The organism is Pseudomonas nitroreducens, assembly GCF_014204515.1.
GTDB lineage: Bacteria > Pseudomonadota > Gammaproteobacteria > Pseudomonadales > Pseudomonadaceae > Pseudomonas > Pseudomonas nitritireducens_A.
Genome location: NZ_JACHLI010000010.1, coordinates 72,899 through 97,434 on the forward strand (window position 1 = coordinate 72,899; position 24,536 = coordinate 97,434).

Annotated in this window: 14 protein-coding genes; 6 read left to right on the forward strand and 8 right to left on the reverse strand. The window is 67.9% G+C overall.

From position 1 onward, the window contains the following. The first annotated feature begins 9 nt into the window (after window positions 1-9). From HNP46_RS14585 to HNP46_RS14605, 5 genes are all read left to right on the forward strand, one after another. The gene (locus HNP46_RS14585; RefSeq protein ID WP_184590078.1) at window positions 10-2,394 is read left to right on the forward strand and encodes a response regulator; all 2,385 of its coding nucleotides are present in this window, start codon (window positions 10-12) and stop codon (window positions 2,392-2,394) included. Window positions 2,395-2,558: 164 nt separating this feature from the next. Then, window positions 2,559-3,257: an AzlC family ABC transporter permease gene (locus HNP46_RS14590; protein WP_184590080.1), complete on the forward strand. Its 699-nt coding sequence runs from the start codon at window positions 2,559-2,561 to the stop codon at window positions 3,255-3,257. Beyond that, window positions 3,254-3,568, forward strand: coding sequence for an AzlD domain-containing protein (locus HNP46_RS14595; protein ID WP_184590082.1), 315 nt, complete (start codon window positions 3,254-3,256; stop codon window positions 3,566-3,568). Before HNP46_RS14590 ends, HNP46_RS14595 begins: the two co-directional genes overlap by 4 nt. 75 nt (window positions 3,569-3,643) lie before the next feature. Continuing rightward, entirely contained in the window at window positions 3,644-4,243 is a 600-nt protein-coding gene (locus HNP46_RS14600; protein ID WP_184590084.1) for an NAD(P)H-binding protein, read from the forward strand. A gap of 4 nt (window positions 4,244-4,247) precedes the next feature. Further along, entirely contained in the window at window positions 4,248-4,553 is a 306-nt protein-coding gene (locus HNP46_RS14605) for a hypothetical protein (protein ID WP_184590086.1), read from the forward strand. A gap of 72 nt (window positions 4,554-4,625) precedes the next feature. On the opposite strand, the gene HNP46_RS14610 is transcribed toward HNP46_RS14605, so the two are convergent. The 6 genes from HNP46_RS14610 to ptrR form a co-directional block, all read right to left on the reverse strand. Next, the gene (locus HNP46_RS14610) at window positions 4,626-5,489 is read right to left on the reverse strand and encodes a hypothetical protein (RefSeq protein ID WP_184590088.1); all 864 of its coding nucleotides are present in this window, start codon (window positions 5,487-5,489) and stop codon (window positions 4,626-4,628) included. Window positions 5,490-5,499: 10 nt separating this feature from the next. Continuing rightward, window positions 5,500-6,324, reverse strand: coding sequence for an OmpA family protein (locus HNP46_RS14615; protein ID WP_184590090.1), 825 nt, complete (start codon window positions 6,322-6,324; stop codon window positions 5,500-5,502). 49 nt (window positions 6,325-6,373) lie between these two features. Further along, entirely contained in the window at window positions 6,374-10,591 is a 4,218-nt protein-coding gene (locus tag HNP46_RS14620) for a YadA-like family protein (protein WP_184590092.1), read from the reverse strand. Window positions 10,592-10,639: 48 nt separating this feature from the next. Further along, window positions 10,640-11,473, reverse strand: a complete 834-nt coding sequence (locus HNP46_RS14625) for a hypothetical protein (protein WP_184590093.1) — start codon at window positions 11,471-11,473, stop codon at window positions 10,640-10,642. A gap of 103 nt (window positions 11,474-11,576) precedes the next feature. Then, window positions 11,577-13,175 carry a response regulator gene (locus tag HNP46_RS14630; protein WP_221454976.1) on the reverse strand — a complete coding sequence of 533 codons (1,599 nt, stop codon included), beginning with the start codon at window positions 13,173-13,175 and terminating at the stop codon, window positions 11,577-11,579. 80 nt (window positions 13,176-13,255) lie between these two features. Further along, window positions 13,256-14,140 carry a putrescine utilization regulator PtrR gene (gene ptrR, locus HNP46_RS14635; RefSeq protein ID WP_184590097.1) on the reverse strand — a complete coding sequence of 295 codons (885 nt, stop codon included), beginning with the start codon at window positions 14,138-14,140 and terminating at the stop codon, window positions 13,256-13,258. A 120-nt stretch (window positions 14,141-14,260) separates the two neighbouring features. Between ptrR and HNP46_RS14640 the strand changes: the two genes are divergently transcribed. Continuing rightward, window positions 14,261-15,643, forward strand: coding sequence for an aldehyde dehydrogenase family protein (locus HNP46_RS14640; protein WP_184590099.1), 1,383 nt, complete (start codon window positions 14,261-14,263; stop codon window positions 15,641-15,643). Between the two features lie 254 nt (window positions 15,644-15,897). Here HNP46_RS14640 and HNP46_RS14645 read toward each other — a convergent pair whose 3' ends face one another. Together HNP46_RS14645 and HNP46_RS14650 are read right to left on the reverse strand one after the other, a co-directional pair. Beyond that, window positions 15,898-17,394, reverse strand: coding sequence for a TolC family protein (locus HNP46_RS14645; RefSeq protein WP_184590101.1), 1,497 nt, complete (start codon window positions 17,392-17,394; stop codon window positions 15,898-15,900). Between the two features lie 53 nt (window positions 17,395-17,447). Beyond that, window positions 17,448-24,422: an Ig-like domain-containing protein gene (locus HNP46_RS14650; protein WP_184590293.1), complete on the reverse strand. Its 6,975-nt coding sequence runs from the start codon at window positions 24,420-24,422 to the stop codon at window positions 17,448-17,450. Window positions 24,423-24,536 lie beyond the last annotated feature (114 nt).

Genomic DNA, 24,536 nt, shown 5'->3' on the forward strand with positions numbered 1-24,536 from the left:
GGAGCGGAGATGCCCGAAGTCCCGCTGAAACTGCTGATCGTCGAAGACAGCGCCATGGATGCCGAGCTGACCCTGTTGCGCCTGGAGCGCAGCGGGATGAAGATCGACTCCCGCCACGTCTTCGACCACATCGGTGTCGAGCACGCCCTCAACGAAGGCAGCTTCGACCTGATCCTCTGCGACTGCGTGCTGCCCGGCTCCTCGGGCACCCACGTACTGGCCATCGCCCAGCGCATGGTGCCGGACACCCCCTTCATCTTCCTCTCCGGCATCTACGGCGAGGAACATGCGGTGGAGATGATCCGCCTGGGCGCCACCGACTATGTCCTGAAGAAGAACCTCTCGCTGCTGCCCAAGGCGGTACGCCGCGCCCTCACCGAAGTGCAGGAGCGCCAGCGCCGACGCCGCGCCGAAGAGGCCCTGGCGGACGTCGAGGCGCGCGCACGCATCGCCATCGATGCCGCCGGCATGGGCACCTGGGACCTGCGCCCGGAAGACGGCCTGCTGCTCTGGGACGAACGCTGCAAGACCCTGTTCGGCCTGCTGCCGGACACCGAGATGAGCATGGAGGTGTTCTTCGCCGGCATCCACCCCGACGACCTCGGGCTGGTCCGCGATGCCGTCGAGCGCGCCATGCAGCCCGACGGCGATGGCCGCTACCGGGTGGAGTTCCGCATCGGCGCCCACGGTGCGCAGGAGCCGCGCTGGCTGCTGAGCAATGGCCAGGCGCAGTTCGTCGACGGCCGCTGCGTGCGCTTCTCCGGGGTGCTGCAGGACATCCACCAGCAGCGCCAGGCGACCCAGGCGCTGGAGCAGCTCAACGAGATGCTCGGCGAACGGGTCGAGCGCCGCACCCGCGAGCGCGACCGCTCCTGGGACCTGTCCCAGGACCTGCTGGCGGTGCTCAACAGCGACCTCACCCCGGTCGCCCTCAACCCGGCCTGGGAGCACGCCCTGGGCTTCAAGCGGCAGATGCTCTCGCGCCTGTCGCTGCTGCAGCTGCTGCCCGAGCAGGACCAGCAGGCCTTCCTCGGCGAACTGGCCTCCTTCGCCCACGGCGGCACCAGCGCGCGCTTCGACGGCCGCATCCGCCACGCCAACGGCCGGCAGCGCTGGCTGTCCTGGGTGGTGGTGCCGGAGGACACCCTGCTCTACGTGGTCGCCCGCGACATCACCAGCGAGCGCGAGGCGGCGCTGGACCTGGCCGAGGCCAACTCGCGGCTGCGCGAGCAGATCACCGAGCGCGAACGCATCGAGGCGGCGCTGCAGCAGATGCAGCGTCTGGAAGCGGTCGGCCAGCTGACCGCCGGGGTTGCCCATGACTTCAACAACCTGCTGACGGTGATCCTCAGCGGCGCCACCTTCCTCGAACGGGACCTGGCCAAGGGCGACGTGGACAAGGCCAACAAGCGCCTGCAGCACATCCGCGAGGCCGGCGAGCGCGGCGCCAAGCTCACCGCGCAGATGCTCGCCTTCTCCCGCCGCCAGCGCCTGGAGCCGGTGCCGCTGAACCTCAACGACACCCTGGCCGGCCTCGAAGAACTGCTGCGCCGCTCCCTGGGCGGCAACATCTCGGTGCACCTGGCGCTGGACGACAGCCTCTGGCAGGCGCTGACCGACCCGACCCAGACCGAGATGATCATCCTCAACCTGGCGATCAACGCCCGCGACGCCATGCCCGCCGGCGGCCAGCTGACCCTGTCCACCCACAACCTGCGGATCACCCAGGCACCCAGTCGCCCGGAACACCCCGAGCCGGGCGAGTACGTGGTGCTGTCGATCCGCGATACCGGCTGCGGGATGGACGAGGACGTGCTGGGCAAGGTGTTCGAACCCTTCTTCACTACCAAGGACATCGGCAAGGGTTCCGGGCTGGGCCTGGCCCAGGTGTTCGGCTTCGTCAAGCAGTCCGGCGGCGGCGTGCACATCGACAGCGAGCCCGGCCGCGGCACCCAGGTGAACGTCTACCTGCCGGCGGTGAAGCAGCCGCAGGCCGTCGACGGCGGCGAGCCGGAACCGCTGCGCGACCTCTCCGACAGCGGTCACGACCGCAACATCTTGCTGGTGGACGACGACGACCTGGTCCGCGAACTGCTCGGCGATGCCCTGCGTCTCTACGGCTACCGCGTGCGCCAGGCCAGCAGCGGCCAGCAGGCGCTGGAGATGCTCGACGAGCATGTCGACCTGCTGCTCACCGACTTCGCCATGCCCGAGCTCAACGGCGCGCAGATGGCGCGGATCGCCCGCGAGCGCTTCCCCTACCTGCCGGTGGTGTTCCTCACCGGCTACGCCGAGCTGCAGGGGCTGGAGCTGCCCGGCAGCCTGGTGATCCAGAAGCCGGTGCACCACGAGGAACTGGCGCGCTCCCTGGGCGAGCTGCTGGGCAGCGACTGAGCGCCGCCCGGTCCTCGGCCGCACCCGGCCGGGGTCAGCTGGGCTCGGCATCGCCTGGAGGCATGGCAGGCGACGAAAGAAGCGCCCGGCAGCAAGATTGTTCAAGCCAGACGTTGCCCGTCTCTGCCACCCTTGCAGCACTTACCTGCCTGCAAGAAGCTTCCATGTCCCAACACCCGCTTCCCTCACGCGCCTTCCTCAAGGGCGCCATCGACATCCTGCCGCTGTCGCTCGCGGTGCTGCCCTGGGGGCTGCTCGCCGGCTCCCTGGCCATCGACGCCGGGCTGTCGCCGCTGCACGGCCAGGGGCTGTCGGCCATCGTCTTCGCCGGTGCCGCGCAGCTGGTGGCGATCGGCATGCTCAAGGGCGGCGCGGGGATCTTCTCGATCCTGCTCACCACCCTGCTGCTGACCTCCCAGCACCTGCTCTACGGCATGACCCTGCGCCCGGTGATTTCCGGCCTGCCGGGACGCTGGCGCGCCGGGCTGGGCTTCCTGCTCACCGACGAGCTGTTCGCGCTGATCAGCGGCCACCAGCGCGAGACCTTCAACCGCTGGTACGCCCTGGGCGTGGGCCTGACCTTCTACATCGCCTGGAACCTCTTCACCCTCGCCGGCGTGCTGATCGGTACCAGCATTCCGGGCCTGGAACACCTGGGGCTGGACTTCTCCATCGCCGCCACCTTCGTCGCGCTGATCGTACCGGTGGTGAAGAACATCCCCACCGTGGTCTGCGTCGCCGTCGCGCTGTTCTGCTCGGTGCTGCTCAGCTACTGGCAGGTCGGTTCGGCGCTGGTGCTTTCCGGGCTGGCGGGGATGTTCGCCGGCTTCCTCTGCCAGAAATTCTCGGGAGTACGCGCATGATGGTCTGGGCAGTGATCTTCGGCATGGGGCTGATCGTCTTCTTCAACCGCTACGTGTTCCTCGAACCGCGCCTGCCGATCCGCCTGGGCAGCAACGTGCGGCAGTTCCTCGGCTTCGCTGTGCCGGGCATGCTCACGGCGATCTGCGGGCCCATCGTGTTCCTCCCCGAGCACCAGCTGAACCTGCGCCCGGACAACCCCTACCTGCTCGGCGCCATCGTCGCCGTGGCCCTGGTGCTGTGGACGCGCAACGTGCTGCTCAGCGTGATCCTCAGCATGGGCGCCTTCTACCTGCTGCGCTGGTGGCTCTAGCACCGCCTGCGAATCGCCTTGAACCTCCTGCGGCGCACGACCTTCGAACGAGGACGGCCACCCGCAGGAGGCAGCATGCACAACCTCGAAACACCGACCTTCAAGCTGGGCATCTTCCAGCCCGCCGAAAGCCTCGCCCAGGCCCTGATCGCCAGCGCCCTGCAGCGCCAGCACGAAGTGACGGTGCTGCAGGGCGACCTCAACCAGCTGCGCGCCCGCCCGGGCCTGCGCTGCAAGCTGGGCAGCCTGGACTCCCCCGCAGTGGTGAGCGAAGCCGTGGCCGGCCTGGACGTCGCCGTGGCCTTCCTCGGCCACGAACCCCCGCCACGGCTGCCACCGCTGTGCGGCGCACTCATCGACGGCGCACTGCGCGCCGAACTGCCACGCCTGTTCCTCGTCGGCCACTGGCAGTGGCTGGTGGACCCCGCCGATAGCGCCGACGAACAGCTCGCCGCAGGGCTGGCGCGCAGCCTGGAAGTCAGCGGCCTGGACTGGATGCTGGTGGAGCAGCCGGCCGTGGCCCAGGGCCTGCGCATCGACGACTTCAGCCGTGCCAGCGACAGCAACGCCGACGCCACCGCCCTCGCCCGCTCCTACGCCGAGGCGCTGCTCGACGAGATGGACCTGGGCCTGCATCGCCGCCAGTGCCTGCGCCTGCGCAGCGCGGAGGATTGAGTCGATGTCCGGCCCGGACGCCCTCAGCCAGTGCCTGGGTACCCTGCTCCTGGCCCTGGCGTTCAGCACCTTCATCCTGTTCGTGCGCAGCTATCGCCCGGCGCGGGTCAGCGGGCGGTGGTACAACCTGGCGCTGACCTTCATCGGCCTGTGGCTGGCCTTGTGGCCGGAGCTGGGGAATTTCCTCGGCGCCCCGGACCGCGATAGCGCCCTTGGACTGCTGGCCGAGATACTCGCGACCCTCGCCGGCGGCGTGGCAGGCGCCGCACTGGCTGCCGTCCTGGGTCGACTGATGCGCGAGAAGTCCTGAGTGCGCCATGAGCGCTGAACGAGCTGCGCGCGAAAGCGCCGAGCAATGCCGGCGCCTCGCGTAGCCTGCCGATCAACGCAGATTCTGCGTCACCTCCTGCGGGTAGTGCGCGATCTTCAGGCTGTGCGCCTGCCCCATCAGTTGTCCGTTGCCGTACCAGGTGATGTTGTCCTGGCGCAGGGTCATGCCGTCGCTGGTGTACTCGTACTCACCGCCGTTGGAGGTGCCGAAGGCGAAGCGCTCGCTGTCCATCTGCTTGAGGTCGAAGCGGGTGCCGGCCGGCGGCATCATTTCCTTGACGCGCTTGAGGTAGGCCGGCGCCAGTTCGGAGAACAGCTCGCGGGTGCGCGCCTGGTACTGGGCGTCGGTGAGGCCCGGGGTCTGCTGCAGCTTCTCGGCGATCAGGCTGAAGTATTCGGCGTCGGTGCGGGCCAGGGCCATGCGGACGGCCATGACTTCACCCAGGCGGGCCTGGTCGACCTGCAGCTTGCCGTCGGCGCCTTTCTGCGGCGCGATGAACTCGTTGCCGTCGACCTGGATCAGCGGTGCGGTGGCCAGGTAGGCGGCGCAGGCGATCTGCTGGCCGGTGTGGTTGCCGCTGACCAGCAATGCGGTGACGCCGCCCTTGTCCTTCAGGTGCTGCGTCGTCTCGCCACTGGCGGCGACGAAGCGATCAACCTGCGCCTGGGTGGTTTCGCCACGGGCCAGGCCGCAGACCTGCTGCATCACTGCAGCATTGCGCTTGCCGTCCACCAGCGGGCTCATGCTGAAGATCGCGTTGCGGATCACCGGCAGGGCCGGATAGTCCAGGGTGCCCAGCGACTGCTGGACGTTCGCTTTGGCGCTGGTGACGGCAGACGGGTCGGCGCCTTTGCAGCCGGCCAGCAGGCAGGCGGGAATCAGCAGCGCAGTCAGCCATTTGCTCTGGATGTTCATGGCGTGGTCCTCACTCTTGGGCTTGCGCCGCAACGGCGCTGGATTCGATGACGACCCGGCGGTCGGCCGCCAGGCAATGGATGAGCTGGCTGCGCGGCAGCTCCGGACAGTCGGCCAGCGGTTCGGCCGCCCCGGCGCCGCGCACGCGCATGGCGGCGGTCGGCACCCCGGCAGCCGCCAGGTAGTCCCGCACCGTTTCTGCGCGGCGCCGCGACAGGTCGAGGTTGTAGGCCGGCGAGCCGAGGCGGTCGGTGTGCCCGGTGATGCTGATGTGCGCCGGCTGCTGCGCCTTCAGCTGTCCGGCCAGCGGCGCCAGGCTGGCGCGGCCGGCGGCGCTGAGTTCGGCGCTGTCGAAGGCGAAGGTGGCGTCGCCGCCCAGGGTGACCCGCTGTGCCGCAGCCGGTGCCACCACGGGCGACGCGGCCGGGACCGGCCGGGCCTGATCCAGGCAATCGGCCGGCGAGATCAGGAAGGTCTGTGCCTGCATGTCCTTGTCGAACAGCACCTTGTACTGGCAGACCAGGTCCTGCTGGCCCGGACGGCGGAAACGCAGGACGTAGTCCCACTCATGGACGCCGAACAGGCCCTCCTGGAAGTGCGGGGTGCCGAGCAGCTCGTAGAGCTGGGCCTTGCCCATGCCCGGCTGGATCTTGCCGAGGTTTTCCAGGTTCACGTAGCTGCCCTGCGGACGATAGGAGTCGCTGATCGCGGGGAATTTCGGCTCGGCGCTGTGGCCTTGCGCATCCACCGTGCTGTGGCTGCCGCAGGCCGCCAGCAGCAGGCCGGCGCAGACGATGGCGAGGGGGCGAAGGCCGCGGATATCGAACGTGTTCATCTTGATCTCCTTCAGGCGCCCGGCCGCAGCCGGGCGCCGCTGCAATGACTTACCACTGGTAACCGACACCGACGGCAACGCCGGCTTCACCCTGGCTGCTGGTGGTGCCCTGCAGCTTGGTGACCCACTTGCCGTTGTCGGAGATGCGCGACACGCCGATCGCCAGCGCGCCCTGGCCGCGGTAGTTGCCCAGGCCGACGGTGGCCATGCTGGCCCCCGGCGAGTGGGGTTGCGGCAGGGTCGCCATGGCCATGGCCCCGGCGATGCCGGCGCTGAGGATGTCGTCCTGTTTCTTCAGGTCGTGGCGCAGCGCGTTGTAGCGCGAGTCGGTGTAGTCGTAGAACTGGTTGGAGATGTCGCCCATGCTCTGCTGCAACTGGCTGACGTTCACCGCGTCGGTCGGCGCGGTGCCGGCGGCGACGTTGGTGATCTGCCGCTCATTGCCGGCGCTGCCCACCGAGACGCTGTTGGCGCGGTCGGCCACCGAGTTGGCGCCCAGCGCCACCGAGTTCTGCGCCTGGGCGCTGGCGCCGTTGCCCAGTGCCGTGGCATTGCTGCCACTGGCCCGCGCACGGGTGCCGATGGCCGCGCTGTTGTTGCCAGCGGCCTCCGCCCCGGCCCCACCGGCTACCGCGTCAGTCCCTGTGGGGCGCGGCTTGGGCAGGTTGCTGCTGTTGTTCACCTGGAACATGCCGTCGGTGCCGTTCTGCAGCTGGGTGATGTCGGTCTTCGCCTGGGTCACGCGGTTGTCGACGTTGCTGATGCTGTTGTTGATCGTGTCGCCGTGATCACGCAGCTGCGAGACGTTGACCGCATCGGTGTCGGCCTCGCCGGCCTTGACGTTGGTGATCTGCCGCTCGTTGCCGGCGCTGCCCACCGAGACGCTGTTGTCACGGTCGGCCAGCGAATCGGCGCCCAGGGCCACACTGTTGGCGGCCTGGGCGCTGGCTCCGGCGCCGATGGCCGAGCTGCGCTCGGCGGTCGCACTGGCGCCCTCGCCCAGGGCCACCGAGGAGCCGCCGCTGGCGCTGGCCCCGGTGCCCACCGCCGTGGCGTTTTCACCGCTGGCGGCGGCGTTGCTGCCGATGGCGCTGGCATTGGTCGCGCTGGCGTTGGCGCCATCCCCCAAGGCCAGGGAGGATGTCCCGGAAGCCTGGGCGGCCGGGCCGACGGCGATGGAGTCGGTGCCGCTGGCGAGCGAGTCGGGTTTCTGCGAGTTGGCATGGAAGTACTTGATGCCGCCCAGGGTGATGTTGTTGATCTGGGTGGTCACTTCGTACAGCTGCGAACCGTTCACCGCATCGGTGGAGTCGGCGTTGATATCGCCGGCCGCCACATTGGTGATCTTGTTCGGCCCACGCCCACCATGATTGGCGCTGAAGGCGCCGTTGCCGCCGTTGGCGGCCGGGTCCCAGAGCAATGCGTCCTGGGCCAGCTGGTCGGTGCGGTCGGCAACGCCACGCAGTTGCGAGACGTTCACCGCATCGGTTTCATCCGCGCCGGCGGCGAGGTTGGTCACCCGGCGTTCGGCTCCTGCTGAACCGACCGAGACCTCACCGGTGGCATTGCCCATCACCGGGTGCCCACCCGCCCGGTAAGCCGGATGGGCAAGGTTGGCCGTGGTCGTGCTGCCCGCCCCCAGCGCGACGCTGTTGTCCGCCGTGGCGCTGGCGTTGCGGCCTAGTGCCAGGGCGCTTCCGCCAGTCGCCTGGGCCTGGTAGCCGACCGCCGTGGAGCCCTGCCCCTTGGCGTAGGCATCGTCCACTGGCAGGCCATTGTCGTTGGTGCGCACGTAGCGGATGCCACGGCCGTTCTCGGCGACGTTGGCGTCGCTGTCGTCGCCGAAGACATTGCTCACGCGGTTGTCGACGTTGGTCACCCGGTTGTCGACGTTGCTGACGTTCTGGTTGGTCTCGTTGAGCTGCGACATGTTCACCGCATCGCTGTCATCCGAGCCCCGGGCGACGTTGGTGATCTTCGTGCCACCGGTCTTGCTCACCGAGTTGTAGGTGTCGCCCTGCATCACCACGCTGTTGTAGTTGATGGTGCCGTCGGGGTTGCGCTCGTACTTGACCGCCCCGGCATCGTTGTCGGCGACCTGGCTGCCCAGGGTCTTCAGTTGGCTGACGTTGACGCCATCGGTATCGGCGGCGCCGGCGGCCAGGTTGGTCAGGCGCCGCTCACTACCCGCCGAGCCGATGGACACCTCACCCGCCGGGGTGCTGCCAGCCACGCCGGACGCACCAGCAGGTACGTAGGCCGGTTGCTGGAGGTTGGCGCTGGTGCTGCTGCGCGCGCCAAGGGCCACGCTGTTGAGCGCGGTGGCGCTGGCGTCGCGGCCGATGGCTACGGAGTTGGCGCGGGTCACGCTGCTGCCGGTGCCCAGGGCGATGGCATTGGCGCCCAGGGCGCTGCCGTTCTGGCCGATCACCACGGCGCCGGTGGAGCCGCTGTCGGTGACGTTGGCGTTCTGGCCGAGGACGATGCTGCTGGCAGCGCCGGCACGGGCGCCATTGCCCATTGCCATGGCATTGCTGCTGGAGGCGTTGCTGCCATTGCCCAGCGCCACGGAGTTGCTGCCGGTGACGCTGCTGTTCTGCCCCAGCGCGAGGCTGCCGGTGGAGCCGATATCGTTGACCGAGGCACCGCTGCCCAGGGCGACGGAGCCCGCCGCGCCCGCAGCGGCATCACTGCCCAGCGCCAGCGAACGGCTGGCGTTGGCCTTGGCGCCGTAGCCCAGGGCCACGGCCTTGTTGGCGTCTGTGGCGACCTGGCTGTCATTGCCCAGGGCGAGGCTGTCGGTGGCGCCATGATTGACCACGGCGCGGTTGCCCAGGGTGATGGCGTCGGCGGAAAGAGTTTGCGCGTCGTTGCCCACGGCGATGCCGCTGCCGCCCTGGACCAGGGCATTGTTGCCCACCGCCAGACCACGGCTGGAATCGACGTCGACCTTGGCACCGACGCCGATGGCGGTGGCTTCCCGGCTCAGGCTGCTCGCGTCACGGCCCATGGCAATGCCATTGGCGGCAGCGGCGGTGGCCTGGTAGCCGACCGCGGTAGAACCCTGCCCCTGTGCGTAGGCATCGGTCACTGGCAGGCCGTTGTCGTTGGTGCGCACGTAGCGGATGCCGCGACCGTTCTGCTGGATGTTGGTAACGCTGTCGTCGCCGAAGACATTGCTGACGCGGTTATCGACATTGCTCACGCGGTTGTCGACGTTAGTGACGTTCTGGTTGGTCTGGTTCAGCTGCGAGCCGTTCACCGCGTCAGTGGAGGTCGGGCTGAGGGTGCCGGGAGCAACGTTGGTGATCCTGTTGATGGTATTGCCGCCGTGGCTGGCGCTGTAAGCGCCCTGCCCACCGTTGGAGGTCGGGTCCCAGAGCAGTGCGTCCTGGGCCAGTTGGCCGGTCACGCCCTTGAGCTGGGCGACGTTGACCGCGTCGCTGTCCAGGCTGCCCGCGGCCAGGCCGGTGATCTGCCGATACTGGCCGTTGCTGGCATCGCCCACGGCGATGGCGCCTAGGGTGCTGGTGGTGGCGTTGATCGCGTCGAGCTGCGGCTGATTCGCACCCATGGGTGCATAGCCGGGCTGGCCGCCAGCAGTGCCGGCCACCGAGCGCGAGCCCAGCGCCACGCCATCGGCCACGTTGGCTTGTGCGTTGGTGCCCAGGGCCATGGCGTTCTGCTGGCTGGCGACGGCATCGTTGCCGATGGCGATGGAATCCTGCGCGGTGGCGCGGGTGCCGGTGGGGTTGCCGCTGGCATCGACGCCGATGTTGCCGATGGCCATGGAATGCGTCGGGTTGGCGCCGAACTGATCGTTCAGGCCGATGCGCCCGCCATTCACATACAGCTCGTTACCCAGGGTCAGCGAGTCGGTGCCATCGGTGCGCTTGCCCGAACCGTAGAACAGGACACGGGCGGTCTGGCTGGCCTTGTCGCTGGTCAGGCAGTTGGTGTTGTCGGAATCGTACTTCCAGCCGGTACTACCCGTGGCGCCGGTATCGTGGACGAAGATGCAGCCGCTGTCGTTGCTGGCGTCGTTGACGTAGAGACCGGGGTTGCCGGCGACGCCTTTTTCAAAGGCCGAGCCGTTCTTGTACGGGGTTGCCGCGAAGGTCGAAGCCACCGGGCTGCAAAGCAGCGAGGCTGCCAGCGTGCCGACCACCACGCTGCGTCCGGCCTTGCCGTGGGCGGTAGCGAATTCGCAGGCGGCGACCCACGCATTGCGCGAGGCACTCCATACCAGACGATAAATCCTGTTCATGAGGGGACTCCTTCCAGGGGATCAGCCCCTGGCGTCATCAGGGGGAAATCAGCGGGAGGACAGCTGCAGGGCGCGGCTGGACTGGATCAGTTGCGGGCGCTCCATCGCCGTCGGGCGCGACTGCTGCAGCGCGCGCTCGTACAGGCGCAGCGCACCGGCGTGGTCCTGGCGGACGTAGTCGAGGTAGCCACCGGCGAACAGCCCGGCTTCGCTGCGCATGTCACGCTTCACCGCATCGGGGGCCTGTTGCGCGTCGATCTGGGCGAATACCGCCGAGCTGTCGGACTTGCCCTGGAACAGCGCGAGCAGGGCGCGCTGGTGTTCATCGAACGGTTTGATGCCACGGGCCAGCTTTTCGACCCTGGCCTTGACGGCGGCCGGCCTGGCCCCGGCAGCGCTGGCCTGGCGAGCGTTGACCCAGAGATTCCACATGCCGGCATAGGCCTGCAGGCGCGGATTGGCCGAGGACTTCTGCAGCTCGGCAAAGGCCTTGCCGGCCTGGTCGAGCCGGCCCAACGCCGCCAGGTTCACCGCCTGCGGCAAGGCAATCACCGCCGCCTGGTCACTGCCCTTGAGGGCGTCGTAGAACTGCCGGGCCCGCATGTGGCGGCCGGCGGCATCCTCGATGAAGGCCTGCTCGGCCAGCGCGCGGGTGCCGCCCTGCCCCTGGGCGCCGGCTTGGTTGAGCAGCGCCTGGGCCGCGGCGAGATCGCCTTCGAGCAACTGCTGGTGTGCGAGCAGGACCAGGGGCTGGGAGACGGGTTGAGCAGCGGTCTGGGGCGGTGCGGCGAGCACCGGGCCGGTGGCGACCAGCAGCGCCAGGGCCAGGGCGGAAAGCGCGCTGCAGCGACGGCTGCCGACAGTTTTCGAGAGGGGGATCATGGCAACAACTCCTGTAGATGTTCGAGTTGTTGCCATGCTAGGAACGGCGCCGGCGTTGCGAACTCAGAGTCCTTCCCGCGCTGCCATCAGAGTTTTTCCGCAGTCAGGGACCGGCCGCCAGGGCGAACTCCAGCTCCAGGTCGATCGTGACGCGCTCGCTGCCGCGCTCGATGCCCATACGCGCACTCAGGCGCTCGGCCACGCGCAGGGCATACTGCTGCAGCACGATACTGGGCTGCCCACCGGGGCCGTTCAGTTCCAGGCGCATCAGTACCTGTCCCTGGCGCGTCGCCTTGGCGTCGAGCATGACCGTCAACGCGCCATCCGGCCCTGCCACCAGCAAGCCCAGCGCCGCATTCATCCAGGCCCTGAGCAGCCCGGCGTCAAGCCAACCCCGCAATGGCTGGATACAGCGGTTGTCGAGGCGGCTGCCGGGATGGTTGGCCAGGACCGCCTGAATCAGCAGCAACGGATCGCAGGGCTCCAGCGCTGGCATCGGCGTGTCCTGGCGAGGGTCGCAGGTGCTCTTGAACTGCTCCAGCGCCTGGCTGAAGCCCGCCAGGCCGGGCGTGGCTGGGTGCAGTTCCAGCGCCGCCAGGCGTGCGCTCAATTCTTCCAGCGCCGCCGTGCCGATCTCGCGGCTGCGGTGCAGGCGCCCTTCGGCGGCCAGCGCGCGGTCACGCCACTCGATCAGTTGCTCCTCGCTGTCGGTGACATCCTGCAGGCCGCCCAGTACCCCGGACGGCTGCCCGCTGGAATCGCGGCACGGCACCATCCAGATATGCACCACGCGCACCTGGCCCTGCACAACCATGCGCCGCACGCCCTGCACCGGGACGCCGTCGTGGATCATCTGTTCGAAGCGCTGCGGCAGCGACTCGCGGTACTCCGCCGGCAACCACGGACTGTCGGCCAGCGACGCACTGAGCGCCACTTCGGCGCTGGTGTGGTGGTAGTCGAGAAAGCGCTGGTTGCAGAACAGCAGGCGGCCCTCGATGTTGCGCACGAACATCGGATTGGGTGCGGCGTCCACCAGATCGCGCAGCAGGCCCAGCTCGGCCGGCAAAGCTTCGCTCACTGCCGCGCCGCCCGGGTAGCCGGCCACCAGCCCGTTGCGCCGGGCGATCTCGGCCAGCTCGACGTTCGAGCCGACGTGCAGTTTCTCCAGCAGGTGGGCCTTGTAGGTGCTGACGGTCTTGAAGTTGATGCGCAGCTGCTCGGCGATGCGCACGTTGGAATGCCCTTCGGCGATCAGCTGCAGCACCGCCAGCTCGCGCGGCGTGAGACTGGCCAGCGCATCGCCGGCGCCGGGCTGCATGTACTCACGGGCGAAATGCCCGCGCCCGGCCAGCACGTCGGCGATGGCCTTGCGCAGCAGCGCGGTGTCCTGGTCCTTGCCGACGAAACCGGCGGCGCCGGCCTGGAAGCACAGCGGCGCGAAATGCGCGGGATTCTGCCGCGTGTAGACCAGCACCTTCTGCCTGGCCTCGCGCGCCCGCAGGCGCCGCAGCAGGTCGAGCCCGCCGGCGCCGGGCAGGCTCAGCTCCAGTATCACCAGCTCCGGCCGGGTCTCCCGCGCCAGGCTCAGCGCCGTGGGCACGTCGACGGCCTCTGCCACCACTTCATGGCGCATGTCTTCGAGTAACGTGCGCAAGGCATCGCGCACGATGGGTGTCGCATCCGCGAGCAGAACCCTGGCCATAGCCACCCAGCCTCCAGCCGTTTTCCCTGCGCAACAGCATAGGCACATCCACCCGGCGGCGGGCGAAAGTCGCCCGCAGTTCAGCCGCCGGCCATGTCCAGCGCTGCCGCCTGCTCCTCGACCATCTGCCGGAACAGCTCCAGCGAGCGCGAACGCGAGTCGCTGCGCCAGATCAGCCAGGTGTTCAGGCGGGCGAACTCGCCGGCCATCGGCCAGGCGCTCACCGAGCTGCTGCCGGGCATGTGGCTGAGCATGCTGCGCGGCATCACCGCCAGGCCACCGCCGGCGCTGACGCAGGCGAGCATGCTGTGGTAGGACTCCAGCTCGCGGATGGCGCCGGGCGCCGCGCCGTCGCTGGCGAACCAGCGCTCGAAGTGGTGGCGGTAGGAGCAGTTGTCGCGGAACGCGTAGATCATCTCGCCGTCGGCATCCCGGCCACGGCGGATCGGCGCATGGTGGGACGGCGCGACCACCAGCATCTCCTCGTCGAACACCGGCATGCCGTCGAGCGCCGGGTGCTTGATGGGCCCGTCGACGAAGGCGGCGATCAGCTCGCCGGCGATCACCCCGTCGATCATCTCGCCCGAGGGACCGGTGGAGAGGTCCAGCTCCAGCTTGGGGTATTGCTGGTGGTAGCGCGCCAGCAGGCGCGGGATGCGCACCGCCGCCGTGCTTTCCAGTGAGCCGATGGGGAAGCGCCCGCTGGGCTCCTTGCCCGACACCACTACCCGCGCCTCCTCCACCAGGCCGAGGATGCGCGTGGCATAGACGAGGAAGTCGTGGCCGGCCAGCGACAGCCGCAGACGGTTGTTCTCGCGGATGAACAGGTCAGTGCCCAGGTCCGCTTCCAGTTGCTTGATCCGCGTGGTCAGGTTGGATGGCACGCGGTGCATGGCCTGGGCGGCGGCGGCAATGCTCTTGTGGGCGGCCACGGCGCAGAAGATTTCCAGCTGGACCAGGTCCATTTCATTCTCCAGACGAGAGCGTAATCGTCATTATTATTCAGTTTTCATAAGCACGATTCAACGCGACACTGGCCCTCACTGATCCCCGATCGGCCCTCAGCCACTCTCCAGGAGCGAGCCATGAGCATCACCCCGCAGACCCACGCGATTTCCCGCAACCCCGCCACCGGCGAGGTGATCAACAGCTACGCCTTCGAATCCGCCGAGGCCCTGGAGCAGTCCCTGGCCCGCGCGGCCCAGGGTTACGCCGGCTGGAAGCGCACCCCCATCGAGCAGCGCGCCGCCGCCCTGGTGCGCCTCGGCCAGGCGCTGCGCGCCAACGCCGAAGCCTTCGCCGCCACCATCACCGCGGAGATGGGCAAGCCGATTTCCCAGGCCCGCGGCGAGGTGGAAAAGTGCGCCGGCCTGTGCGACTGGTACGCCGCCAACGGCCCGCAGATGCTCGCCCCGGAGCCCACCAGCGTCGAGCAGCAGCGCGCCTGGATCGAGTACCGCCCGCTGGGCCCGATTCTCGCGGTGATGCCGTGGAACTTCCCGGTCTGGCAGGTCCTGCGCGGCGCGGTGCCGGCGCTGCTGGCGGGCAACACCTACGTGCTCAAGCACGCGCCCAACGTCATGGGCAGCGCCTACCTGATGCAGCAGGCCTTCCAGCAGGCAGACTTCCCGGCCGGCACCTTCGAGGTGATCAACGTCGGCAATGACCTGGTGTCCCAGGCCATCCGCGACGACCGCATAGCCGCCGTCACCGGCAGCGTGCGCGCAGGCTCCGCCATCGGTTCCCAGGCCGGTGCCGCGCTGAAGAAGTGCGTGCTCGAGCTGGGCGGTTCGGACGCCTTCATCGTGCTCGCCGACGCTGACCTGGAGGTCGCGGTGAAGGCCGCCGTCGCCGGGCGCTTCCAGAACTCCGGGCAGGTCTGCGCCGCCGCCAAGCGCTTCATCATCGAAGACAGCATCGCCGACGCCTTCACCGAACGCTTCGTCGCCGCTGCCCGCGAATTGGTAATGGGTGACCCGACCCAGGCGCAGACCTACATCGGCCCGATGGCCCGCTTCGACCTGCGTGACGAGCTGGACGACCAGGTGCAGCGCACCCTGGCCGAAGGCGCCACCCTGCTGCTGGGCGGCGGCAAGGCCGAAGGCACCGGCAACTTCTACCAGCCCACGGTGCTGGCCGACGTTACCGCGCAGATGACCTCGTTCCGCGAGGAGCTGTTCGGCCCGGTGGCTTCGATCATCCGTGCGAAGGATGCCCGTCACGCGCTGGAACTGGCCAACGACAGCGACTTCGGCCTGACTGCCACGGTGTTCACCGCCGACCTCGCCCGTGCCCGGCAGATGACCGCCGAGCTGGATGTCGGTGGCGTGTTCATCAACGGCTACAGCGCCAGTGATCCGCGCGTCGGCTTCGGCGGCGTGAAGAAGAGCGGCTTCGGCCGCGAGCTGTCGCACTTCGGCGTGCGCGAGTTCTGCAACGCCCAGACCGTCTGGGTGGATCGCCGCTGAAGCGGCATCACGCCGCCTGAATGAAAAAGCCCCGGCATCTGCCGGGGCTTTTTTGTGGCAACTCTGTGGCAGGGTGCACCTGTAGGAGCGAGCTTGCTCGCGAACGGTGTTTCCGGCGGGTTTGTCGGTTGGGCGGTTCGCGAGCAAGCTCGCTCCTACGAAGAGCAGACCGGCAGATGAGGTCTGCACCGGGCGGTGGATCGATGAAAAAAGCCCCGGCACTTGGCCGGGGCTTTTCTGTTGCGCGGGCGCTATCAGGGATTGGCGATCTCGCCGCGCTGCCACTGCTCCTCGCGGCTGGCCAGGCCCTGGCCGATGTCGCTGAGGGAGTCGGACTTGAGCTGTGCCGGCAGCGGGTCGAGGCCCACGCTGGCGAACACCTGGCCGTAGGCATTGCGCAGCTCGGCGTAGGCCAGGTCGCGCTGCAGGTCGGCCTGCAGGGTGTTCAGCTCGCCCTGGATCAGCTCCAGTTCGCCGATGCCCTGGGCCTGGTGACGGTTGCGCAGTTCCTGGGTGATCTGGCCGTCGAGGCTGGCCAGTTCTTCGCTGGTCTGGAACTGCCGGCGGGCTTCCTGGTAGTTCGCCTGGGCCACGTAGAGCTGCGCCAGCACCGCCATGGACAGCGCCTGGCGCCGCGCCGCGGCGACGTCCTCGCCCGCCTTGGCGACCTTGATCGCGGCGGGCGCGGAGAGCACGTTGAACAGGTTCCAGGTGACCTTCACGCCATAGTCGGCCCAGCTCTGGTTGACCAGGTAGGAGTTGCTGTCGTAGTGCCCGCCCGCGGAGAACTCCAGGCCCGGCAGCATGCGCAGCATGGCCTTCTTGGTCTCGGCGGCGCTGATGCGGCCCTGGTAGTCCTGCTCGCGCAGTTCCGGGCGCGAGGCCAGCGCTTCGAGCTCCAGGCTCTCCATGCTCACCTTCAGCTCCGGCAGCGGGTAACCCTCGGCCGGCATGGCCAGCTTGAGGTCGGTGCCCGGCGGCAGGTTGATCAGGGTGGCCAGTTCGGTCTTGGCCAGCGACAGCGCCTTGCGCTGCACTTCCAGCTGGCGGGTCGCCTCGATCAGCGAGCGCTGGTAGCTCATCGCCTGGACCGGGTCGCCGATGCGCTGGCTGCTGAGGTTCTGGCTGTCCTTGCGGGCCTGATCGACACGCGCGCTGAGGCTGTCGATACGGCCCAGCAGGCGTTCGGCGGCCACGGCGCGCCAGTAGGCCGAGCGCACGTCCTGGACGATGGTCTGGCGCACCTTGCGGCGGCGTTCCTCGATGATCAGGCGCTGGTCGGCCTGCTGCTTGGCGCTGACGTAGCTGACGCCGAAGTCGAGCACGTTCCACACCATGGTCAGGTCAGCGACGTCGCGGTCGCGATCCTGCGAGGTGGACGGTTCCAGGGACTGCTGGTTGGTCAGCACGCTCTTGCTGGAGGACGCGCTGACGTTGTTGCGCCCGGCGTAGCCGGCTTCCAGCGCCATGCGCGGCAGCATGTCGAAGGTCGCGAGGTCGACCTGGCGGCTGGCCAGGGCTTCTTCCATGACCTTCAGGCGACCTTCCAGGTTGTACTTGATGGCACGGGCCAGCGCTTCGTTGAGCGTCAGCGCGCCGCCCAGCGGCTCCTGGGTCTTGAACATGCCGGACAGGTCGTCGCGCGCACGCTGCTCGCTGTCGGCACGGCTGATCGGTTCGCTGGTCACGGCGCAGCCGCTGATGGCCAGCGCCAGCAGGCTGACGCTGAGGAATCGGAATTGCTTGTTCATGGTGGTGGAGCCGCCCCCTGTACGGCTTCTTGTGATTGTCCGCCCTGCCACCTTCAGCTCGCCGGCCTTACCTGGCCGAGCTCACCGAAAGCCTGCGCCAGGTCGGCGACCTGACGCTGCTCACGCTGGTTCATTTCATGCAATTGCTGGCCGAGGCCGTTGCCGGCGAAGACGCCGCTCAGGCCACCGCCAATATCCCCATGCCGTTGGCCAAAGGCCGACAGCGCCTGTTCGTCGCCCTCACGGGCTTCGCCGAAGATCGAGCCGAGGGTGGTGCTGGCGAAGACCCCGCCATCGCCGCCGCCGAAGCCGAGGAAGCCATGGCCGCTGTCGTCGCCGAACGCCGAGTTGCCGTTGTTCGAGAAGATCAGCGCCAGTTGGCTCTGGCTCGGGCCCTCGCGGAACACACTGCCCAGCGCCGACTGCGCCGAACCACGGTTGCTGCTGTCGAGCAATGGAATGCTGCCCAGCGTCGGCGGGCCGGCGTTCTGCAGCGCCGACGGCACCTGCGGTGCATTGCCCGGCAGGCCGCTGTTCGTCACCACGGGGCGCACGCCCTGCTCGGTGCGGTATTGCGGGTCGCCTTCCTGGGCAATGCTGTTGATCGCATAGACGTTGGACTGGCTGATGCCGAGCCCGGTATTGCCGGCGGCATCGGTGTAGCCCAGGTTGTTCAGCGTCACCACATTGTTCGAGCCGACGACGTTGAGCAACGGCGTCAGTGTGGCCGTCCAGGTCAGGCCGCCATCGCTGCTGCTCAGGCCGGACAGCGTGGCATTGGTGGCCGTGAGGTCGGACAGTTCGAGGCCACTGACCGGCTCGCTGAAGGTGATGGTCACCTGCGAGGACTGGCCGAGGCGCAGCTCGTTGTTGGCCACCACGACAGTCGCGCTCGGGCGCTGGGTATCGAGGGCGAAGCTGTTGGAAACGCTGGTCCCGGTTCCGCTATTGCCGGCCGCATCGGTGTAGCCGGCATTGTTCAGGCTGATGACGTTGTCGAGGCTGGTGACGCCGGCGTTCGGAGTGAAAGTCGCCGTCCAGGTAAGGCCACCGTCGCTGGAGGTGACGGCGCTGAGCGAGCCATTGGCGACGCTCAGGTCGGCATTGTCGAAGCCGCTGACCGCCTCGCTGAAGGTGATGGTCACCAGGCTGGACTGGCCGATGGCCAGGCGCGGATCGGCGACCACAATGGTGGCCGTTGGGCGAGCGGTGTCGATGGCGTAGTTGTTCGAGATGGAAACGCCGCTGCCGGCGTTCCCCAGGGCATCGTTGACCCCGGAGTTGTCGAGGGTGATCAGGTTGCTGGCGTCGGTGACACCGATGGAAGGCGTGAAGGTCGCGGTCCAGGTGATGCCGCCGTCGCTGCTGCTGACCGCGCTCAGGGTGCCGTTGCTGACCGTCAGGTCGCTGTTGTCGAAGTTGCTCACGGCTTCGCTGAAGGTGATCGTCACCTGCGTCGACTGGCCTGCGTTCAACGCGCTGTCGGTCACCACGATGCTCGAGGTCGGGCGCTGGGTGTCGACGGTGTAGACATTGGAGGCGACGCTGCCAACCCCCGTGTTGCCGGCCAGGTCCGCCACCAGGCTGGTGTCCAGGGTGATCTGGTTGCCGCCCTGGGTGGTATTGGCGTCGGGCGTCAGGGTCGCGGTCCAGGTGCGTCCGCCGTCACTGGTCGTCAGGTTGGATAGGCTGCCGTGGCTGGCCACCAGGTCCGACAGGTCCAGCCCGGTCACCGCCTCGGAGAAGCTGATGGTCACCTGGCTGGTCTGGCCCAGACCCAGCCCGGCATCGGCTACCACGATGCTGGCCGTCGGGCGTATGCCGTCGACGATGTAGTTGTTGGAGATGGCGATACTGGCGCCCATATTGCCGGCGAGGTCCTGCACGCCACTGGTGTCGAGGACGATCAGGTTGGTCGCATCGCTGATGCCGGCGGTGGGCGTCAGAATCGCGGTCCAGGTCACGCCGCCGTCAGTGCTGCTCAGGTTGGACAGGACGCCATTGGCGACGCTGATATCCGACAGGTCGAAGCCGCTCACCGCCTCGCTGAAGGTGATGGTCACGGCAGTGGTTTCACCGATGCCCAGACGATTGTCGGCGACCACGATGGTGGCGGTCGGCAATGCGGTATCGATGGCGAAGTTGTTGGAGTCGGTGGTACCGACCCCACTGTTGCCCGATGCGTTGCTCACCCCGGCGTTGTTCAGGGTGATCAGGTTGCTGGCATCGGTGACATTGGCGGTCGGGGTGAGCGTCGCCGTCCAGGTGATGCCACCATCGCTGCTGCTGACGTTGCTCAGCGTACCGTTGGCGACAGTCAGGTCGCTGTTGTCGAACCCGCTGACCGCCTCGCTGAAGGTGATGGTCACCAGCGAGGTTTCGCCGGCCTTGAGGGCGGTATCGGCGACCACGATGGTGGCGGTCGGCACCAGGGTCTGCACCGCGTAGTTGGCAGAATTGGTAGTGCCGCTGCCGCTGTTGCCGGCCAGGTCGGTGTACCCGGTGTTGTTGAGGACGATCAGGTTGGTGGCATCACTGACGCCGAGGTTCGGGGTAAAGGTGGCCGTCCAAGTAATACCGCCGTCGCTGCTGACGACGTTGCTCAACGTACCGTTGGCCACGCTCAGGTCGCTGTTGTCGAACCCGCTCACCGCCTCGCTGAAGGTGATGGTCACCAGCGAGGTTTCGCCCGGGCGCAGGTCGGTATCGGCCATGACGATGGTCGCCGTCGGGCGCTGGCTGTCGATCGCGTAGTTGTTCGAGTCGGTGCTGCCGCTGCCGGTGTTGCCCGCAGCGTCCGAAACCCCGGTGTTGTCCAGGGTGATCAGGTTGCTGGTGTCGGTGATGCCCGTGGCCGGGGTGAGGGTGACCGTCCAGGTGATGTTGTCCGAGGTGGTCAGGCCGCTGAGCGTGCCGTTTGCCACGGTCAGGTCGGCCAGGCTGAAGCCGGTCACCGCTTCGCTGAAGGTGATGGTCACCGTAGTCGCCTGGCCGATGCCGAGCGCCGTGTCGGCCACCACGATGGTGGCCGTCGGGCGCTGGGTGTCGATGGCGTAGTTGTTCGACGAGGTGGTGCCGCTGCCGGCGTTGCCGACGAAGTTCTGCACCCCGGAGTTGTCCAGGGTGATCAGGTTGCTGGTGTCGGTGATGCCGTTGGTCGGGGTGAAGGTCGCCGTCCAGGTGATGCCGCCATCGGCGCTGCTGACCGCGCTCAGGGTGCCGTTGCCAATGGTCAGGTCAGCATTGGTGAACCCGGTGACCGCTTCGCTGAAGGTGATGGTCACCTGCGAGGTTTCACCGATACGCAGCGAGCTGTCGGTAACCACGATGGTGGCGGTCGGCAGCACAGTGTTGATGGTGAAGTTTGCGGAGTTGGTCGTACCGGCGCCGGTGTTGCCGGCCAGGTCGGCGATGCCGGTGTTGTTCAGGGTGATCAGGTTGGTGGCGTCGTTGATGCCCGTGCTCGGGGTAAAGGTCGCCGTCCAGGTAATACCGCCGTCGCTGCTGCTGACCGCGCTCAAGGTACCGTTGGGGATGGTCAGGTCGGCGTTTGTGAAACCCGTGACCGCTTCGGAGAAGGTGATGGTCACCAGCGAGGTTTCACCGGCATTCAGGTTAGGGTCGGCCATGACGATGGTCGCGGTCGGCCGCTGGGTGTCGATGCGGTAGTTGTTCGAATCGGTGGTGCCGCTGCCGGCGTTGCCCGACGTGTCCGAGACCCCGGTGTTGTCCAGGGTAATGACGTTGGTGGCGTCGGTGATGCTCGAGGTCGGCGTGAACGTCGCCGTCCAGGTGATGCCACCGTCGGCGCTGCTCACCGCGCTCAGGGTGCCGTTGGCGATGGTCAGGTCGGCGTTGGTGAACCCGGTCACCGCCTCGCTGAAGGTGATGGTCACCAGCGAAGTCTGGCCGAGGGCCAGGCTGGGATTGGCAACCACGATGGTGGCCGTCGGGCGCTGGGTGTCGACGGCGTAGTTGTTCGAGTCGGTGGTGCCGCTGCCGGTGTTGCCCGCCGCGTCGGTGACCCCGGTATTGTCCAGGGTGATGACATTGGTGGCGTCGGTGAGGTTGGCGGTCGGCGTGAAGGTGGCGGTCCAGGTGATGCCGCCGTCGATGCTGCTGACCGCGCTCAGGGTGCCGTTGGCGATGGTCAGGTCGGCGTTGGAGAAGCCGGTAACCGCTTCGCTGAAGGTAATGGTCACCAGCGAGGTTTCACCGATCTTCAGCGCATTGTCGGCCACCACGATGGTCGCGGTCGGGCGGGCCGTGTCGATGGCGTAGTTGTTGGAGTTGGTGGTGCCGCTGCCGGCGTTGCCGGCCAGGTCGACGACACCGGTGTTGTCCAGGCTGATCAGGTTGGTGGTATCGGTGATGTTCGCGCTCGGCGTCAGGGTGGCCGTCCAGGTGATGCCACCATCGCTGCTGCTCAGGCTCGACAGCGTGCCATTGGCCACGATCAGGTCGGCGAGGGTGAAGCCGCTCACCGCTTCGCTGAAGGTGATGGTCACCTGCGAGGTTTCGCCGACCTTCAGCGCGGTATCCGATACGACGATGGTCGCGGTCGGCCGCTGGGTGTCGATGCTGTAGTTGTTCGAATCGGTGCTGCCGCTGCCGGCGTTGCCCGACAGGTCGACGACGCCGCTGTTGTCCAGGGTGATCAGGTTGCTGGTGTTGGTGAGGTTGGCGGTTGGCGTGAAGGTCGCCGTCCAGGTGATGCCGCCGTCGGCGCTGCTCACCGCGCTCAGGGTGCCGTTGGCGATGGTCAGGTCGGCGTTGGTGAAGCCGCTCACGGCTTCGCTGAAAGTGACGGTCACCTGGGAGGTTTCGCCGATCTTCAGTGCAGTGTCGGCCACCACGATGGTCGCGGTCGGTCGCTGGGTGTCGATGGCGTAGTTGTTCGACGAGGTGCTGCCGACACCCGCCACGCCGTCGCTGATCGCGGTCACCCCGGTATTGTCGAGGGTGATCAGGTTGGTGGTGTCGGTGATGCCGTTGGTCGGGGTGAAGGTCGCCGTCCAGGTGATGCCACCATCGGCGCTGCTCACCGCGCTCAGGGTGCCGTTGGCGATGGTCAGGTCGGCGTTGGTGAAACCGGTCACCGCCCGGCTGAAGGTGAAGGTCACCAGCGAGGTTTCGCCGATCTTCAGGGCGTTGTCGGAGACGACGATGGTGGCGGTCGGCGGAGGAGCGTAGGTGGAGTCGATCAAACCCGACGAAGCGCTGGCCTTGCCGCTGTCACTGAACGAAGCACCGTCAGCGACAGTGCCGCTGAAGCCAGCTCCGCCGCCGCCAGCGACACCGGAGTTGTTGAAGAAGGACACACTGCTCTTCTGGTAATGCAGCGTACCGGCGACCAGGATGGCGCCGGCCGCGTCACCGCCCACGGTGCCCGCCGTGGCCGAGCTGCCGGCGGAACCACCGCCGCCCGCCGCCAGGTTTCCGAGGATCACGGTGTCGGTCATGTTGACCGTCGCCCCCGCGGCAATTGCCATCGCGCCCGCTGCGCTACCGCCCTTGCCAGCCAGTGTCGTTCCGGCCAGGCCATAGCCGCCTGCCCCGCCGCCACCACCGACGGAGCCGAGGATGCCGGATGCCTTGCCGCCGGCGCCGCCCTGGTAGTAGTTGTAACCGATCGCGCCGCCGGTGTAGGAGCCGCCGAGACCACCGGCGGTGCTACCGCCCTTGCCTCCGAGTGGGCCGCCCAGGCCAGCGGTACCCACACCGTTACCCGTGGAGGGGCTGCCCGGGTTGCCGTAGCCACCACCACCGGCGCCACCACCTTTGTTGCTGAAGCCCGCACCGCCACCACCACCATAGGAAGTCAGTTGCGGTTGGGAGGAACCGCTACCACCACCGCCTGCGGCAGCGACGTTGTAGCGGATGATCGAATGGCTGATGTTCGCCGTGCCGCCGCTCACCAGGATACCGGCGCCCAGGGCGTCGCCGCCTTGGCTTCCGGCGACTCCCGGTGCGCTGCCACCATCGCCACCGGCGCCGGAGAGCAAGCCGTGCTGGATGATCAGGCCGTCAAGATTCACCGTGCCCGCCTTGATCTCCAGCACCCGGCCGTTGTATTGGCCGTCGAGGGTGATGTCGGCCGAGCCGTTGCCATCGATGTCGCCCTCGATGGTCAGGCTCTTGGCGATCACCAGCAGAGAGTCACCGGAGGCATGGCCGGTCAGCGCGATGGTGCCGCCGCTGAGCCCTGGGGCGAACTTGATGGTGTCGCCGTTGGCGGCCCAGTTGATCGCTTCGCGCAGCGACAGGCCACTGCCGTCGGCAAGATCCGCCGCCTGGTTGGCGCCGAAGGTCAGGTCGGCGCCGCTGTCATTGGTGGTGGTGACCGTGATGATCGCCAGGTTGTGCTGGTAGGCAGCTTCGGCAGTAGCCGACAGCACCGGCCGCGCCTGGATAGCGCCGGTGGTGACCTCCAGGTCCCAGTCCGAACCGTTGCCGGTACGGTCATCGGAGGCGGCGATATCACGCCCGGTCAGGCTGGCCAGCTCGTTGACGAAGGTCTGCCCGCGCTCACCCTGGGCGGTATTGCAGGCATAGATGAGGATGTCGCCGCCGGCCTGCATGCTGGCGCCGAGCTGGCTGAGGGAGTTGCCATAGTCGGCAATGTTCTCGGCACTGACGTAACTGTTGCCCAGCCACAGATCGCCAGCGTTGCCGTGGGCGATAATCTGTACCGAGGCGGCTCCGGGGTGCGCGGCCAGGTACTGGGCCATCTGCTGTACACCGTTGCCGCGGCTGTCGAGGAAGACGACGTCGGTATTGGCGGCCACACCCTGCAACAGCTGCTGGGCATCTTCCACGCGCGAATCGACGAACACGACATTGCGTCCACTGCCGGCTGCCGCTTCGTGCCCCGCATCGCTGCGGGCGTCGCTGGTGGCGGCATGGGCAGCGGCGTTGTCCTTGCTGGCGCTGCTCGCGCCGGCCTTGTCGGCGGCGGCGGCGTCCTGGCCGTCAGTGGGCTTGGCCACTTCGGCAGCCGTGGCGGCCACCGCGCCGTCGAACATCATGCGTGGCTCCAGCGCCATGATCAGCGTCGGCTGGGCAACCCCGGTTTCTTCCTGGCGACGCGCAGCCTCGCCGAACACGCGCTTGATCCACTGCATGCAATGCACCTCTTGGGT